Source organism: Klebsiella sp. BIGb0138 (genome assembly GCF_004342285.1).
In the GTDB taxonomy this organism is placed as follows: domain Bacteria; phylum Pseudomonadota; class Gammaproteobacteria; order Enterobacterales; family Enterobacteriaceae; genus Klebsiella.
Window position 1 is genome coordinate 22,906 of the sequence record NZ_SMCV01000015.1, and the last position, 15,861, is coordinate 38,766.

Below are 15,861 nucleotides of genomic sequence, written 5' to 3' on the forward strand. Positions count from 1 at the left end.
CCTCATGTCAGGTAGAAAGAGAACAGTAACTGATGAACGACATCTGGTGGCAAACCACCGGCGAAGGAAATTGTCATCTTGTGCTGCTGCACGGATGGGGGCTGAATGCCAAAGTATGGGATAGCGTGACGCCGGAACTGGCTTCCCACTTTACGCTGCATCTGGTCGACCTGCCGGGATATGGTCGCAGCCGCGGTTTTGGCGCCTTGTCACTGGAAGAGATGGCGCAGCAGGTGCTGAATAAAGCGCCGGAGCAGGCTATCTGGCTGGGCTGGAGTCTCGGTGGTCTGGTCGCCAGCCAGGTCGCCCTGCGTCACCCTGAGCGGGTGCAGGGGCTGGTGACCGTCGCCTCTTCTCCCTGCTTTGGCGCCGAGGGCGACTGGCCCGGTATTAAAGCGGAAGTGTTGAGCGGTTTTCAGCAGCAGTTGAGCGAAGATTTTCAGCGCACCGTGGAGCGTTTTCTGGCGCTGCAAACGATGGGAAGCGACAGCGCGCGCCAGGATGCCCGGGCGTTGAAAAACACCGTGCTGTCCTTACCGATGCCGTCCGCGGAAGCGTTGAATGGCGGGCTGGAGATCCTCAAAACCGCCGATTTACGCCAGCCGCTGGCGGCCTTAACCGTGCCGTTCCTGCGCCTGTATGGCCGACTGGACGGCCTGGTGCCGCGAAAAATCGTGCCGCTGCTGGATGAGCGGTGGCCGCACAGCGAATCGATGGTCTTTGCAAAAGCGTCCCATGCCCCCTTTATTTCGCACCCGCAGGCGTTTTGCGAGACGCTGCTGGCGCTGAAAAACAGGCTGAACAATGCTGGTTAGCGAGCTGTGACAACGATCCTGCTCGTAGCAATACTCAGGTGGCCACGGAGGGAAATGATTTCAGTCGTCCCCGTGAGCTGTAAAAACAACCTGATGGAGAAGGCGGATGCGCTGGGCGGCAAGTATTATTATTATGTGGTGATTGCCGGAAAGAAAAACGAAAAAGCGGGTCTCAGGACCCGCTTTGGTTTTCCCATTCCACAGGCTTAGCGCAGCGCCCACCATTCCCGTAAACAGGCTTTTCCCTCCGGGCAGCTTTTACAACTGCCGGACAGACAGCCGTCCCGGTCTTCCGCGAGGCGCACCGCTTTACCCATGGCTTCCAGACGGCTCAGCATGGCGTCGATCAGCGGCTGCGGCGTATGCAGGCGGGCGCTGAGCTGCTCTGCTTCCATACGCCCTTGCAGAGCCAGCATATCGCGTACTTCAATCAATGACGCCATCATGACTCCTTAGTGGCAATCACCCGCCGGGCTCTGGCAGCAGGATGAGGGGGTTTTGCGCGTCGCCAGCAGCGAGATGTCCACCCGGCTACGGGCCCGACGCAGCAGGCCAAAGACCACCACGTTGAACAGCACTACCGCCAGAATGCACACCAGGCTATAGCGTGGATGCTGGCTGAAGCTTACGGTTTGGTAGTACAGCGTCGACAGTGAATAGGCGATGTTCAGCCCCCACAGGATAGAGAATGACATCCAGCCGCGGCTGGATTCGCGAGCGACGGCCCCCATCACCGAGATACACGGAATATAGAGCAGTACGAAAATCAGATAGCTGTATGCGGCGGCGGCATTGCCGAATTTGCTGCTCATCACGCCCATGGCGCCGGTTTCCATTTCACCATCGCCCTTGCTGGCTTCAATCGGGTTAGCCAGTACGCTCAGGCTGAAGGTGTCTTTCAGGCTCTGCCAGGTTTCATCCACCGCGGCCAGCAGTTCGTCACCGAGGTGGAATTCCTGCGGATTAAACGCTTCGTTCTGAATGTTTTCGGCGGTATAGAGCGTGTTCAGCGTGCCGACGACCACTTCCTTTGCCATCGCGCCGGTAAATAGCCCGACGGTGGCCTGCCAGTTGTCTTCATGCACGCCAATCGGTTTAAACACCGGGGTAATCAGACGGCTGACGGAGGCCAGCGCCGAATCGTTGATGTTGTCCACCAGCTTGCCGCCGAGCGAGAAGCTGTTCAGGGCGCTGATGAAAATACTGACGATCACGATAACTTTACCGGCGCGCAGCACGAAGCCTTTCAGGCGTTGCCACGTCTGGATAATCAGGCTTTTGATATGCGGTACGTGATAGACCGGCAGTTCCATCACAAACGGCGAGGCTTCGCCGCGCATGATGGTGTGTTTAAGCATCAGGCCGGTAAGGATCGCCATCACGATGCCGAGCAGATACAGGGAGAAAACCGCCAGCGCTCCGTTTTGTCCAAAGAAAGCGGCGGCGAAGACGGCGAAGATCGCCAGGCGCGCGCCGCAGGACATAAACGGCGCCATCATGATGGTCATCAGACGTTCACGCGGTGCATCCAGCGTCCGTGCCCCCATCACCGACGGGACGTTGCAGCCGAAGCCGACAATCAGCGGTACGAAAGATTTCCCCGGCAGGCCCAGCGCCTGCATCAAACGGTCCATGACGAAGGCCGCCCGCGCCATATAGCCGGAATCTTCGAGGAAGGAGAGGAACAGGTACATCATGCCGATTTGTGGCACCAGCGGTAGCACGGTGTTGATACCGCCGCCAATCCCCTGGGCGAGAAAAACGGTCAGCCAGTCCGGGAAATGCAGGGTATAGCCCAGCCACTGAATACCGTGGATAAAGATAGCGACGGAACCGGCGTCAAAAATAGGCTGCAGTGCGCCGCCGATATTGATCGCCAGTAAAAACATCAGGTACATGACAAACAGAAAGATAGGCAGCCCCAGGACGCGATTAAGGATGATTTTATCCATCGCGGTGGTGAAGCGGCTTGGCTCTGCGGTCAGCGTGTTGCTGACGGCGTCGCAGATGGCGGCAATACTTTGGTAGCGGGCATCGGCAATATGCAGGGCCGGATCGTCAATATCGGCGCTCAGGCTGGCGAGGGCCGCATCCAGCTTATGTTCGGCGTCGCCGGCATAGGCGCGGCTGTAGATATCGCCTTCCAGCATCTGCAGACCCAGCCAGCAGCGCTGACGCGGCGGGATCTCCTGAGCCATCACCTGCGCCAGCTTTTCCGCTTCGCGCAGCAGCGGCTGCGGATAGTGCACCAGCTCGAGCGTTGTATTTTGCTGATGGCGATCGACGGCCATTTTCAAGGCTTCGATCCCGCGGCCACGGGTGGACACCAGCGGAATAACCGGGCAGCCAAGGCGGGCGGCAAGGGCGTCAACATCGATACGGATTTTTTGCTTCTCGGCAATATCCAGCATATTCAAGGCCACGATGCAGGGAATGCCCAGCTCCAGCAGTTGAAGAGTCAGATAGAGGTTGCGCTCGAGGTTAGAGGCGTCGACGACATTAATCAGCATGTCCGCATCGCCGCTGAGGATGTAGTGACAGGCGATCTGCTCATCCAGCGAGGTCTGGGAAGAGATGGTGGTCAGCGAGTAGGTACCCGGCAGGTCTACCAGCGTGACCTGGTGGTCGGTGGTGGTGAAAGCCCCTTCTTTGCGCTCGACGGTGACTCCCGCCCAGTTGCCTACACGCTGACGAGCGCCGGTCAACTGGTTGAATAATGTGGTCTTGCCGGAATTAGGATTACCAATTAAACCAATGGTTAATTTTTTCATATTTCAAACTCTGAGTGCCGAACCTGACGTTATTGTGCAACCGCTTCCAGTTCTATTAAATCGAGATCTTTTTTACGTAATACCAGGCTAACGCGCCGGGTTTCGATATGAACAGGATCGCCAAGCGGCGCCACGCGGACCACATTAAAAGAAGAGCCTGGCAGCATTCCAAGAGATAACAGTTTCTGGCGATAAGCCGGGCTAATATCGCGAGAGAAACCCGTAATTTTCCACGCACTATCAGGAGTGAATCGCATAGGACCTACTTGTAATCGCTAACTGAGCGAGAGTTTACCCTGTGCGGCAATCGCACAGCACCGGGGAGTCAAGCCAACGGAGAAGAATATATATTTACTACGAATAATGATAATGAGAATGGTTTTTATCATCAATGTATTATGCGGGAAATAAGCCGCTTTGGCCGGGAATTCACCGTTTTTTTGATATGACTCAAGGTCTGTGCTGCCGGGGGGAATAATTTTGAAATTAATTATTTCAATAAATGTTTAAAGAAGGTTTCATTGGTTAATGGAATGAAGCTTTAATCACTCTGTTATTTACGCGATTTTATTCCCCGGTTAGCGGAATATAACAACAGTCCGGGCGTTATTGTTGCAGGGAGCGAAAAATAGCCCCCCGTAATGAGGGGCTGAGAAAGGATTAGCGTTTTTTACCCATTGCCGCCGCCAGCGCATCCATCATCGCGCTATTGCCGCCCGCCTGCGTCTCGCGCCCGCGGGGTTTCGCCGCTTTCGCCGCCGGGCGGTTGCCCTGCGCACGCTCGTTACCGCCGCCGCGCCGCGCGTTGCCCTCACCGGGCTGTTCATCCAGACGCATGGTCAGCGCAATACGTTTACGCTGCAGATCGACTTCCATGACTTTAACCTGCACGATATCGCCAGCTTTGACCACGGTATGCGGATCTTCGACGAATTTATTCGACAGCGACGAAATATGCACCAGGCCATCCTGGTGGACGCCGATATCGACAAAGGCGCCAAAGTTGGTCACATTGGTGACCGCGCCCTCCAGCACCATGCCCGGCAGCAGGTCATTCATGGTTTCCACGCCATCGGCAAACTTCGCGGTTTTAAACTCCGGACGCGGGTCGCGGCCGGGTTTTTCCAGCTCTTTGATGATGTCAGAAACGGTCGGTACGCCGAATTTGTCATCGGTGAAGTCGGCCGCTTTCAGGTTGCGTAGCTCGCTGCTGTTGCCCATCAGCTCTTTTAACGCCTGTTCAGTTGCCGCCAGAATGCGCTCCACCACCGGATAGGCCTCCGGGTGAACGGTGGAGGCGTCCAGCGGGTTATCGCCGTGGTTGATGCGCAGGAAGCCCGCACACTGTTCGAAGGCTTTGGGGCCGAGGCGGCTGACTTTCAGCAGCTGCTGACGATTCTGGAACTGGCCGTTTTCATCGCGCCAGGCGACGATATTTTGCGCCATCATCCGCGTCAGACCCGCGACGCGGGTGAGCAACGGTACCGAGGCGGTATTCAGATCGACGCCGACGGCGTTAACGCAGTCTTCGACAACCGCATCCAGCTTACGCGCCAGCTGCGTCTGGCTGACATCGTGCTGGTACTGGCCCACGCCGATAGATTTCGGATCGATTTTGACCAGCTCGGCCAGCGGATCCTGCAGGCGCCGCGCGATCGACACCGCGCCGCGCAGAGAAACATCGAGGTCCGGGAACTCGAGGGCCGCCAGTTCAGAAGCCGAGTAGACCGATGCCCCGGCTTCGCTGACGATCACTTTCTGCGCGGTGACTTTCGGGAACTGCTGCTGCACATCGAGGAAGAAGCGTTCGGTTTCGCGTGAGGCGGTACCGTTACCGATCGCTACCAGCTCAACGTGGTGTTTCTCACACAGCGCAGCGACGGCCGCCGCCGCTTTAGCCGCCTGGCCGGTATGCGGGTAGATGGTATCGGTGGCGACCAGCTTGCCGGTGCCATCCACGACGGCGACTTTCACCCCGGTACGCAGCCCCGGATCGAGACCCATGGTGGCGCGTAACCCGGCAGGTGCGGCCATCAGCAGGTCGTGCAGGTTGCGGGCAAAGACGTTAATCGCTTCGTCTTCCGCGCGTTCACGCACGGTGCCCATCAGCTCGGTCTCCAGGTGCATCAGTACCTTGATGCGCCATGTCCAGCTCACCACCCCTTTGCGCCAGCTATCCGCCGCGGCGTTGTTCAGGCGCAGGCCCAGGTGGTTGATAATGATCTGTTCGCAATAGCTCTCTTTCGGCGGCTCGTCAAACTGCGGATCGGCATTCAGGGCGAGCTGCAGTATGCCTTCGTTGCGGCCGCGGAACATGGCCAGCGCGCGGTGTGAAGGGACGCTGGCTATCGGCTCATGGTGATCGAAGTAGTCGCGGAATTTTGCCCCTTCCTCTTCCTTGCCGTTCACCACGCTGGCGACCAGATGCGCATTCTTCCACAGATAGTCGCGAACCTTTGCCAGCAGGGCGGCGTCTTCGGCGAAACGTTCCATCAGAATGTAACGCGCGCCATCGAGAGCGGCTTTGGTATCGGCGACGCCCTTGTCGGCGGCGATAAACTTCGCGGCTTCAACTTCCGGCTCGTGGGACGGCTCGTTCCACAGCAGATCCGCCAGCGGCTCCAGCCCGGCCTCAATAGCGATTTGCCCACGGGTGCGGCGCTTCGGTTTATACGGTAGGTACAGATCTTCGAGCTCGGTTTTGCTCAGCGTGGTGGTAATCGCTTTTTCCAGCGCGTCGGTCAGTTTGCCCTGTTCGCCGATCGATTTGAGAATCGACTGACGGCGGTCTTCCAGTTCACGCAGATAGCCGAGGCGGGTTTCCAGATTACGCAGCTGCGTGTCATCCAGACCGCCGGTGACTTCTTTACGATAGCGTGCGATAAACGGCACGGTGTTCCCTTCATCAAGCAGGCGAACGGCAGCTTCTACCTGTTCAGCCCTGGCCTGAAGTTCACCCGCAATAATGCGGCAGAGCGAATCATTCATCATGTTTATTTCATCTTGTGGATCGAAAATCAGGGAATAGTTATACGGACTGGCACGGCAAAATGCCAGTCGCCGCACGAGGCTCTCAGATTGTTCCGGACGTCTTATTTCACATATTCGATGGCATTCACGTACCAGCTCGCTTCACCGGCGGGCGTATTGACCACCGCCAGATCGCCAACCTCTTTTTTCAGCAGCGCGCGGGCCATCGGCGAGTCGATGGAGATGTAGTCTTTGCGCCCGAAGATTTCATCGTAGCCGACAATGCGAAAGCGCCTGGTATCTCCGTCATCGTTTTCGATTTCAACCCAGGCGCCGAAGAACACTTTTCCTTCCTGCTGCGGGGAGTAATCGACGATCTTCAGGTTTTCCAGGCATTTGGTCAGATAGCGTACCCGGCGGTCAATTTCACGCAGGCGCTTTTTATTGTACTGATAGTCGGCATTTTCGCTGCGGTCGCCGAGGCTGGCGGCCCAGGTCACTTTTTTGGTGACCTCGGGACGTTCTTCACGCCACAAGTAGTCCATCTCTTTTTTCAGTTTTTCATACCCTTCACGGGTAATCAGCGGCGTTTTCATTAATCGTTCTACCTTCTGAGCGTCGGGTATTGCGCAGGATGTTGTGCGGTTGCGCACGGTTTGTCATACGTAATAATACCGACAGGATAAATAATGTGTCTTATGATTAAATGTATACTTAAGCTGCTGTTAAATATGCTTTGTAACAATTTAGCCTGGAATATATACCAGATTTAGCTGGTCGGCGACCCGGGCTTTTTTGAGAATACGCACTGACAATTGCAGTGAACCTTTGGGAGTATAAACAATGCAAGAGAATTATAAGATTCTGGTTGTCGACGACGACATGCGCCTGCGTGCGCTGCTCGAGCGTTATCTGACCGAGCAAGGCTTCCAGGTTCGAAGCGTCGCAAACGCCGAACAGATGGACCGCCTGTTGACCCGTGAGTCCTTCCACCTGATGGTGCTGGATTTGATGCTGCCGGGCGAAGATGGCCTCTCCATTTGCCGTCGTCTGCGTAGCCAGAGTAACCCGATGCCGATCATTATGGTGACGGCGAAAGGGGAGGAGGTTGACCGTATCGTCGGCCTCGAAATTGGCGCGGATGACTATATCCCGAAACCGTTCAACCCGCGTGAGCTGTTGGCCCGTATCCGTGCCGTGCTGCGTCGTCAGGCGAATGAGCTGCCGGGCGCGCCGTCGCAGGAAGAGGCGGTGATTGCCTTTGGTAAATTCAAACTCAATCTCGGCACTCGCGAGATGTTCCGTGAAGATGAGCCTATGCCGCTTACCAGCGGGGAGTTTGCGGTTCTGAAAGCGCTGGTCAGCCACCCGCGTGAGCCGCTGTCCCGCGATAAGCTGATGAACCTCGCCCGCGGTCGTGAATATTCGGCGATGGAGCGCTCCATTGACGTGCAAATCTCCCGCCTGCGGCGGATGGTTGAAGAGGATCCGGCGCACCCACGTTATATCCAGACCGTGTGGGGGCTTGGTTACGTATTCGTGCCGGACGGCGCTAAGGCATGAAACGCGTGCGCTTTTCGCCGCGCAGCTCGTTTGCTCGCACCCTGTTATTGATTGTCACCTTGCTGTTTGTCAGCCTGGTGACGACCTATCTGGTGGTGCTGAATTTTGCGATCCTGCCGAGTCTTCAGCAGTTTAATAAGGTGCTGGCCTACGAAGTCCGTATGCTGATGACCGATAAACTGCAGCTTGAAGACGGCACCCAGCTGGTGGTGCCGCCGGCGTTTCGGCGCGAGATTTATCGCGAGCTGGGCATTTCGCTCTATTCCAATGAAGCGGCGGAAGATGCAGGCCTGCGCTGGGCGCAGCATTATGAGTTTTTAAGTCAGCAGATGGCGCACCAGCTCGGTGGGCCCACCGAAGTACGGGTCGAGGTGAATAAAAGCTCCCCCGTGGTGTGGTTGAAAACCTGGCTGTCGCCCAATATTTGGGTGCGGGTGCCGCTGACGGAAATCCACCAGGGCGATTTCTCGCCGCTGTTCCGCTATACCCTGGCGATTATGCTGCTGGCGATTGGCGGCGCCTGGCTGTTTATCCGTATTCAGAACCGGCCTCTGGTCGATCTTGAACATGCCGCGCTGCAGGTCGGGCGAGGCATTATTCCGCCGCCGCTGCGGGAATACGGGGCATCAGAGGTTCGCTCGGTGACCCGGGCCTTCAATCATATGGCCGCGGGGGTAAAACAGCTGGCCGACGACCGTACCCTGTTAATGGCCGGGGTGAGCCACGATCTGCGTACGCCGCTGACGCGTATTCGCCTGGCGACGGAGATGATGGGGGAAGAAGATGGTTACCTCGCCGAGTCGATTAACAAAGACATCGAAGAGTGTAACGCCATCATCGAGCAGTTTATTGATTACCTGCGTACCGGGCAGGAGATGCCGATGGAGCTGGCGGACCTGAACTCGGTATTGGGCGAAGTCATCGCGGCGGAGAGCGGTTACGAGCGGGAGATTGCCACCGACCTGCAGGCGGGAGAGATTCCACTGCGGATCCATCCGCTGTCGATCAAGCGTGCGTTGGCCAATATGGTGGTCAACGCCGCCCGGTATGGTAACGGCTGGATTAAGGTCAGCAGCGGCAGCGAAGCGAGCAGCGCCTGGTTCCAGGTCGAGGATGATGGCCCCGGGATTAAGCCGGAACAGCGTGAGTATCTGTTCCAGCCGTTTGTCCGCGGCGACAGCGCCCGTAGCACCAGCGGTACCGGTCTGGGGCTGGCGATTGTACAGCGTATTATTGATAACCATAACGGCCGCCTGGAGATTGGCTCCAGCGAACGGGGTGGGCTGTTGATTCGCGCCTGGCTGCCGATTCCGGTCCAGCGTGCGCTGACCCCGGCGAAGCCGGGTAAAGAGAGTTAATCCGCCTGCTTCACGGTCCTGTCCGCAGCCGCAAGCGCTGATATCCGGATCGGCGGGATGGCGGGCATAAAAAAGCCGGGCGTTGCCCGGCTTTTTCTTTACGTCCGTCGGTTAGCGCTTCGGACCGGCCGCAACCAGCGCCGCGCCCGCAGGCGTATCGGTATATTTCTCGAAGTTTTCCACGAACAGCTTCGCCAGCTGATCGGCTTTTTCCTGCCACTGCTCCGGCGAACCATAGGTGTTACGCGGATCGAGAATATGCGTATCCACACCCGGCAGTTCGACAGGAATCTGCAAATCGAACATCGGCAGGGTGAAGGTTTCCGCGTCGTCCAGTGAGCCATCGAGGATTGCGTCGATGATGGCGCGCGTATCTTTAATCGAGATACGTTTGCCGGTGCCGTTCCAGCCGGTGTTAACCAGATAGGCCTGCGCCCCGGAAGCCTGCATGCGTTTCACCAGCACTTCTGCATATTGCGTCGGGTGTAGCGACAGGAAGGCTGCGCCGAAGCAGGCAGAGAAGGTTGGCGTCGGCTCGGTGACGCCGCGCTCGGTGCCGGCCAGCTTGGCGGTAAAGCCGGAGAGAAAGTGGTACTGCGTCTGGTCAGCGGTCAGACGCGATACCGGCGGCAGCACGCCGAAGGCATCCGCGGTCAGGAAGATGACTTTGGTCGCATGGCCGGCTTTTGAAATCGGCTTAACGATGTTCTCGATATGGTCGATCGGGTAGGAGACGCGGGTATTCTCGGTTTTCGAGCCATCGTCGAAATCCACGCTGCCGTCAGGACGAACCACGACGTTTTCCAGCAGCGCATCGCGGCGGATGGCGTGATAGATATCAGGCTCGGCGGCTTCGGAAAGCTTAATGGTCTTCGCATAGCAACCGCCTTCGAAGTTGAAGACGCCATCGTCATCCCAGCCGTGCTCGTCATCACCAATCAGGCGACGTTTCGGATCGGTGGAGAGAGTGGTTTTGCCGGTACCGGAAAGACCGAAGAACACCGCAACATCGCCTTTTTCGCCGACGTTTGCCGAGCAGTGCATCGATGCAATACCCTGCAGCGGCAGCAGGTAGTTCATGATCGAGAACATTCCTTTCTTCATTTCGCCGCCGTACCAGGTCCCGCCGATCAGCTGGATACGCTCGGTCAGGTTGAAGGCGACGAAGTTCTCAGAGTTCAGACCCTGTTCCTGCCACTGGGGGTTAGTGCATTTTGCGCCGTTCATGACGATAAAGTCCGGAGCAAAGTGAGCCAGCTCTTCATCGGAAGGGCGGATGAACATGTTTTTGACGAAGTGCGCCTGCCAGGCCACCTCGGTAATGAAGCGTACGCTCAGCCGCGTGTCGGCGTTTGCGCCGCAGAACGCGTCAACGATGAACAGACGCTTGCCGGAGAGCTGACGGGTGACCAGTCCTTTCAGATGCTGCCAGGTTTCCTGAGAGAGCGGTTTATTGTCGTTCTTGCCATTGCCTTTATCTGACCACCACACGGTATCGCGGGTGGTATCGTCACGAACGATATACTTATCTTTCGGCGAACGACCGGTAAAAATACCGGTATCGACGGCGATGGCGCCAAGATTGGTCAGTATGCCACGTTCATACCCTTCCAGGGTGGGGTCGAGTTCTTCGTGATACAACGTATCGAAGCTGGGATTGTGAACGATATCCTGGACGTCGTTGATACCATAAGCCTTGAGATCCTGCGGGGTTAAACCATTATTAACGCGCATGTCACTGCTCCTTAGCCAATAATATATACTGCTTTAAATTGTAGGGGTTCTTCCGGGGTACAGACCGCGACCAGGCTCATAGATTTACGTATCTCGACAAACGCCTTACTTACGAAAAACACGGTGACTCCTGTCACGAAACATGCGCGATTATCTCAGGAAAATGGCTGTTGGTGGGTATAGATGTTTCTTATTGGTTAAAAAGTAATTAAAAAAACTGCCGAAATGTGAATGTAATCGCTTTCTTGAAAGAAAATTACGTAACTCTTTCAGTGAAAATCGATTCATCTCGCGAGGAAATAGTTGACGCCGGTCGCGGCGGAGGCAGAAAACCTCCGCCGCGTTGCCCGGCGGGCATGGAAATCAGTGAACCTGAGGATCGGCCGGAGAGGCGTTATTGCGGATCTCGGCGATATCCATCGCATTGAAGAGATAATGATTGCCGCAGTAATCGCAGTGCATATCAATTTCACCTTCGTCGGCCAGAATGCTGTCGATCTCTTCGTCCGGCAGCGTTTTCAGCGCACCCGCGCAGCGCTCGCGGGAGCAGGTGCATTTAAATTCCACGTTCTGCGGATCGTAAACGGTCACCTCTTCTTCGTGGTACAGACGCCACAGGACATCGGTCGCCGACAGGGTGAACAGCTCCTCGGCTTTGATCGTCTCAGTCAGGGTCGCCAGATGCTCGAAATCAGCGCTCTGGGTTTCTTGCGCCGGCATGACCTGCAGCAGCATTCCGCCGGCCATCGGTTTACCTTCATGCTCGCCGGTACGAATGACCAGACGCGTCGGCAGCTGTTCAGAACGCTGGAAGTAATCTTCCAGACAGGCGGCCAGCGTTTCGCCTTCCAGACCCACCACGCCCTGATAGCGCTCACCTTCATCCGGAGAGATGGTGATGACCAGGTAACCGTTACCGACCAGCGTTTTCAGATCCGCATCTTCCGGAATGTCGCCCTGAATCCGCGCTACGCCGCGCAGCTGCTGCTGGTTGGTCCCGTTGATCACCGCCAGAGACAGGGGACCGTCGCCCTGCAGCTGCACGGTGATATCGCCGGCAAACTTCAGCGTGGCGGTTAGCAGGCTGGTGGCCACCAGCAGCTCAGACAGCACGGTTTTGACCGGCTGCGGGTAGCTATGGTTAGCCAGAATCTGTTCCAGGGTGTCCGATACGGTAACCAGTTCACCGCGTACGGCATAGTTTTCAAACAGATAACGATGTAATTGATCGTGTTGAGTCATAATAGTCTCTCTTGCGGGCAACCGCGCGCCTACAGGTATAGGCGGTTATTCACTGTCGCCGTGTTTAAATCTCATCAGGTCGCGGCGCTCTTTCTTGTCCGGACGTCTGTCGGGATGCGGCATGGTTAGCGCGTTCATTTTGCGCGCCAGCGCCATTTTCTCGCGTTTTTCAATGCTCTCTGCCGTCTCTTCATAGAGGGCGACGGCTTCGCTGGCTGGCCTGCGCTGCCCGGTGATGCCTTTGACCAACAGGGTGCGTTCGTCATTCCCCTGGCGTAGCGTCAGGGTGGCGCCCGGTTCGACGACTTTACCCGGCTTAGTGCGCTGTCCGTTATAGTGCACCTTACCGCCTTCAATCATCTCGCGCGCCAGCGCACGGGTTTTATAAATGCGGGCTGCCCAAAGCCATTTGTCCAGCCTGATGGCCTCGACGGGCTGTTCTTTCATGGCCTCTCCTTTGGGGTCAGAGAAGGGATCAGACGCCGGTAATCGTTCAGCCCGGGGTGGCGGGCATAGCTTTTTTCCGCCAGCCCGGAATCCGGATTGGTGACGCCCAGGCAATAGCGGATGCCAAATTGCGCCGCGGCATCCAGGATCGCTTCACTATCATCGACAAAGAGCGTTTTGCGCGCATCGAAGCCGGTTTCATCCGCCACCGCGCGCCACAGGCGCTGATCTTCTTTCGGATAACCAAATGTGTGGGTGGAAAGCAATAAATCAAGGTGTGCGTCGAGACCGGTATGCTTAAGCTTCACCGCCAGGTTATGCGGGTGAGCGTTGGTCAGCAGGATGCGCCGCTTGCCGCTGGCTTTGAGCGCGTCAAGAAACGGCACGGTATCTTCACGCAGCGCCGCTCGCGGCCCCTGCTCGCTGGTCATCGCACGAATATCCAAATTCAGACGCTCGCTCCAGTAGTCCAGACAGTACCAGTTTAGCGTATGCTGCACCGCGTGATACTCCTGGTGCATGGCCGCTTTGGCTTCTTGCAGGTTGAGCCCACGCGCGGCCCCCCAGGTCTCCGGAACCAGCTTTTGCCAGAAATAGTTGTCGAAAGCGAGGTCGAGCAGGGTGCCATCCATATCCAGCAGAACGGTATCAACCTCTTGCCAGGCGATATCAAAGTGCATGGTGAGTCTCCAGCGAGGGGAAATGCGCGACAGGGTATCACACCCCATCGCGCAGGGAATTACTCTTGATTATCCAGCGAGGGGATGAGAACCGGGTTCAGACAGTTTTCATAATACTTCTCAATATCTTCCATCCGCTGACGATGGCGCTGGTAGCGGCGAATCGCGAGGATACCGTGATAGGACATGCAGCCCAGCATGGTCAGCAGCAGCAGCGTCGTACCCAGATAGCGCCACAGGCCAGAACGATCGGGAATGCGGTGCAGATTAATGTGCTGCGTGCCGTTGGCGTCGGTATAGAGATTGGTGACGATCCCTTCGGCGTGGAACGGGGTGTGCATCAGCATGCCGGCCAGCCGCTGTAGTTCGCCCCACTGCTCATGAGCCGGATAATCATACAGGCTGATGGTCGGCCACGGCTGACTCACCAGGTCGCTGCCTTCATCGCTGGCAATCAGGAAACCACCGGGAGCAGGGCTGTTCAGCGCCTGCGCCGCGCGCGACGTTTCGCGAATCACGAACGGGGCCGTCGACGTGGTCACCAGGTTTTCCAACGACTCCGCGCTCACCGGGCGCAGTAGCACGTTGACGCCATCCAGTTTGCCTGAGCTGGCGCGTTTGGTCAGGGAGTCCCAGTTGCGGGTATTGCCGAGATTCACCAGCGCGTTTTTCAGGCGGGTACAATCGTCCGCCGCCGCGCACAGATTATTGGTTTTAATGACGATATCGCCAAAATCATCCAGCAGCACCATCCCTGACTTCTGAATCGCCGAGCGCAGCGCCGGGCTGACATGTGAATCATCGTCCGGGTCAGGATGCAGCTGACGCTGAACAGATTGCATAAGCGCGGTGGCTTTACTGACGACGTCGGACTCCGGCAGCGGCAGGGGAGGCGCATCATTCCAGATGATTTGCGAGCAATCAAACGGCATAAACGGCGAATTCTCTTTCGCAGTCCAGGTGTCCGGAGAGTGGATATTACACATCCCGGTCCCCTTCAGGCGCAGCGTATCGCCGATCCGAACCTGCGACTTTTCGAGCTGGGCAACGGTCGTGGCTTCAATCGTTTGCGCCCCCTTCAACCATGAGAGGGTGAATTTAAACGGCATATTCAGCGGCACGCTGGCCCACAGCATCACGACCACCAGCAGCGCGCCCGTGGCGATGATGGCGCTCCGTAGCCAGTACTGCAGGGGGAAGTGTTTAACCTCATCATGCAACGACAAGAAACGCCCCTGACGGACGACGTGGCGATTGAGATAGATATCGACATCCGTCTGCTGGCCGAGGTCCTGAGCGATCCACGGCTGCCAGTGACGTGGGTAGATAAGGTCGATGATACCTAAGGAGATGTTATTGATGTGCTCCTGGTCGTTTTCACCAAACAGGCCCCAGCGTTTGGGCATGCCGCGCAGACAGTGGATCTCGCGGAGCGCGGTTTTACTTGGTGGCGCATAGATGCCCCACAGCCCTGCCGCCAGCAGCACCAGCCCTCCGCCCAGCAGCCACGGAGTAAACACATAGGGGCTTATCAGGCTGAAGTAGAACAGCAGGAACGCGGTAACGATAAAGACCGCTTCCCGTAGACCGTCCGGTCGGCTGAGGGCGTGTTCTTCATGGGTCTCCTGGCGAATACTCAGCAGCTCGATCTGTTCGCTCTCTTCCCCACGGATTGAGGCCTGGGTTGCCGACGCTCGCTCAAGCGCGTAGCTCCGCGCCTCCTGCGGGTAGTCGCTGAGCATGTGGCCGTTGAGCGCAATCACTAACGGCAGGCTATCGGTCGGGATCAGTTCGACGCTGTTTTCATCATTGATATGCTGTTCCCAGAACGGTGGCAGATGGACTTCCACCGAGTCGAGGAAGTAGCGCCATTTGTTCGGGTCGTCAGTGGTAATGCCGTAACGGGTGATGGCGCGGGTGACCGTAAAGACGGTCTCGCTCTGCGCCGTCAGCGTCAGTTCGGCAGGCGCAACGCTGGCCCCCGATGCCGGCACCTGCTGAGCGCGGTTGAGACCTTCGAGGTACTTCTCTACCGCGCGACGTTCCTCTACGGAAAGCTTGCGCGTCGTGGCGTCGCTAAAGGCATGCAATAAGGGGAGGCGGCGACGTCTGGCATGCGATCGATACCACCACCCGATAAGCAATGCGCAGATTAGCAGAGCTGTGAAAGAAATCAGAAAGGTGCCCATGCCCATCCCATCATAGTTATTCTTTTCTTATCTTACAGGTGTCGTTGGTTGCTATTAACACTTAGCGTGAACCTGCGGTTTGCTATCGGCAG

13 protein-coding genes and 1 pseudogene are annotated in these 15,861 nt (G+C 57.1%); 4 read left to right on the forward strand and 10 right to left on the reverse strand.

The window, feature by feature from the left end:
• Positions 1–32: 32 nt before the first annotated feature.
• Positions 33–815: a pimeloyl-ACP methyl ester esterase BioH gene (bioH, locus tag EDF73_RS24525; protein WP_132731607.1), complete on the forward strand. Its 783-nt coding sequence runs from the start codon at positions 33–35 to the stop codon at positions 813–815.
• A 69-nt stretch (positions 816–884) separates the two neighbouring features.
• Positions 885–1,025, forward strand: a pseudogene (locus tag EDF73_RS27540) (hypothetical protein); the annotation flags it as partial.
• Here the strand turns inward: EDF73_RS27540 and feoC are convergent.
• The 5 genes from feoC to greB all read right to left on the reverse strand — a co-directional run bounded on the left by feoC (position 1,022) and on the right by greB (position 7,152).
• Positions 1,022–1,258 carry a [Fe-S]-dependent transcriptional repressor FeoC gene (gene feoC, locus EDF73_RS24530; RefSeq protein ID WP_132731677.1) on the reverse strand — a complete coding sequence of 79 codons (237 nt, stop codon included), beginning with the start codon at positions 1,256–1,258 and terminating at the stop codon, positions 1,022–1,024. The pseudogene EDF73_RS27540 and the gene feoC sit on opposite strands and share 4 nt — an antisense overlap.
• Before the next feature lie 9 nt (positions 1,259–1,267).
• The gene (feoB, locus tag EDF73_RS24535) at positions 1,268–3,586 is read right to left on the reverse strand and encodes a Fe(2+) transporter permease subunit FeoB (protein ID WP_132731608.1); all 2,319 of its coding nucleotides are present in this window, start codon (positions 3,584–3,586) and stop codon (positions 1,268–1,270) included.
• A 29-nt stretch (positions 3,587–3,615) separates the two neighbouring features.
• Positions 3,616–3,843 (reverse strand): ferrous iron transporter A, encoded by a 228-nt coding sequence (feoA, locus tag EDF73_RS24540; RefSeq protein WP_132731609.1) that lies wholly within the window; start codon positions 3,841–3,843, stop codon positions 3,616–3,618.
• A gap of 403 nt (positions 3,844–4,246) precedes the next feature.
• Positions 4,247–6,577 (reverse strand): Tex family protein, encoded by a 2,331-nt coding sequence (locus EDF73_RS24545; RefSeq protein ID WP_132731610.1) that lies wholly within the window; start codon positions 6,575–6,577, stop codon positions 4,247–4,249.
• A gap of 101 nt (positions 6,578–6,678) precedes the next feature.
• Positions 6,679–7,152 carry a transcription elongation factor GreB gene (gene greB, locus EDF73_RS24550; protein WP_132731611.1) on the reverse strand — a complete coding sequence of 158 codons (474 nt, stop codon included), beginning with the start codon at positions 7,150–7,152 and terminating at the stop codon, positions 6,679–6,681.
• A 247-nt stretch (positions 7,153–7,399) separates the two neighbouring features.
• Here greB and ompR point away from each other — a divergent pair, with 247 nt between their 5' ends.
• A complete protein-coding gene (ompR, locus tag EDF73_RS24555) occupies positions 7,400–8,119 on the forward strand; it encodes a two-component system response regulator OmpR (RefSeq protein ID WP_006177890.1) in 720 nt (239 codons plus the stop codon).
• Entirely contained in the window at positions 8,116–9,477 is a 1,362-nt protein-coding gene (envZ, locus tag EDF73_RS24560) for a two-component system sensor histidine kinase EnvZ (protein ID WP_132731612.1), read from the forward strand. The genes ompR and envZ overlap by 4 nt, the downstream gene beginning before the upstream one ends.
• Positions 9,478–9,588: 111 nt before the next feature.
• Here the strand turns inward: envZ and pckA are convergent, their stop codons facing one another.
• From pckA to EDF73_RS24585, 5 genes are all read right to left on the reverse strand, one after another.
• Complete coding sequence (gene pckA, locus EDF73_RS24565) at positions 9,589–11,211, reverse strand: phosphoenolpyruvate carboxykinase (ATP) (RefSeq protein WP_132731613.1); 1,623 nt, start codon at positions 11,209–11,211, stop codon at positions 9,589–9,591.
• Positions 11,212–11,574: 363 nt separating this feature from the next.
• A complete protein-coding gene (hslO, locus tag EDF73_RS24570) occupies positions 11,575–12,453 on the reverse strand; it encodes an Hsp33 family molecular chaperone HslO (protein ID WP_132731614.1) in 879 nt (292 codons plus the stop codon).
• 45 nt (positions 12,454–12,498) lie between these two features.
• Positions 12,499–12,900 carry a ribosome-associated heat shock protein Hsp15 gene (hslR, locus tag EDF73_RS24575; RefSeq protein ID WP_132731615.1) on the reverse strand — a complete coding sequence of 134 codons (402 nt, stop codon included), beginning with the start codon at positions 12,898–12,900 and terminating at the stop codon, positions 12,499–12,501.
• Complete coding sequence (gene yrfG / locus EDF73_RS24580; RefSeq protein WP_132731616.1) at positions 12,897–13,580, reverse strand: GMP/IMP nucleotidase; 684 nt, start codon at positions 13,578–13,580, stop codon at positions 12,897–12,899. Before yrfG ends, hslR begins: the two co-directional genes overlap by 4 nt.
• Positions 13,581–13,639: 59 nt before the next feature.
• The gene (locus tag EDF73_RS24585) at positions 13,640–15,769 is read right to left on the reverse strand and encodes an intracellular growth attenuator family protein (RefSeq protein ID WP_132731617.1); all 2,130 of its coding nucleotides are present in this window, start codon (positions 15,767–15,769) and stop codon (positions 13,640–13,642) included.
• Positions 15,770–15,861 lie beyond the last annotated feature (92 nt).

Excerpts from the sequence above, each read along its gene's own strand:
- bioH (WP_132731607.1), top strand. The coding sequence starts at position 33 with ATGAACGACATCTGGTGGCAAACCACCGGCGAAGGAAATTGTCATCTT.
- feoC (WP_132731677.1), bottom strand. The coding sequence starts at position 1,258 with ATGGCGTCATTGATTGAAGTACGCGATATGCTGGCTCTGCAAGGGCGT.
- feoB (WP_132731608.1), bottom strand. The coding sequence starts at position 3,586 with ATGAAAAAATTAACCATTGGTTTAATTGGTAATCCTAATTCCGGCAAG.
- feoA (WP_132731609.1), bottom strand. The coding sequence starts at position 3,843 with ATGCGATTCACTCCTGATAGTGCGTGGAAAATTACGGGTTTCTCTCGC.
- EDF73_RS24545 (WP_132731610.1), bottom strand. The coding sequence starts at position 6,577 with ATGATGAATGATTCGCTCTGCCGCATTATTGCGGGTGAACTTCAGGCC.
- greB (WP_132731611.1), bottom strand. The coding sequence starts at position 7,152 with ATGAAAACGCCGCTGATTACCCGTGAAGGGTATGAAAAACTGAAAAAA.
- ompR (WP_006177890.1), top strand. The coding sequence starts at position 7,400 with ATGCAAGAGAATTATAAGATTCTGGTTGTCGACGACGACATGCGCCTG.
- envZ (WP_132731612.1), top strand. The coding sequence starts at position 8,116 with ATGAAACGCGTGCGCTTTTCGCCGCGCAGCTCGTTTGCTCGCACCCTG.
- pckA (WP_132731613.1), bottom strand. The coding sequence starts at position 11,211 with ATGCGCGTTAATAATGGTTTAACCCCGCAGGATCTCAAGGCTTATGGT.
- hslO (WP_132731614.1), bottom strand. The coding sequence starts at position 12,453 with ATGACTCAACACGATCAATTACATCGTTATCTGTTTGAAAACTATGCC.
- hslR (WP_132731615.1), bottom strand. The coding sequence starts at position 12,900 with ATGAAAGAACAGCCCGTCGAGGCCATCAGGCTGGACAAATGGCTTTGG.
- yrfG (WP_132731616.1), bottom strand. The coding sequence starts at position 13,580 with ATGCACTTTGATATCGCCTGGCAAGAGGTTGATACCGTTCTGCTGGAT.
- EDF73_RS24585 (WP_132731617.1), bottom strand. The coding sequence starts at position 15,769 with ATGGGCACCTTTCTGATTTCTTTCACAGCTCTGCTAATCTGCGCATTG.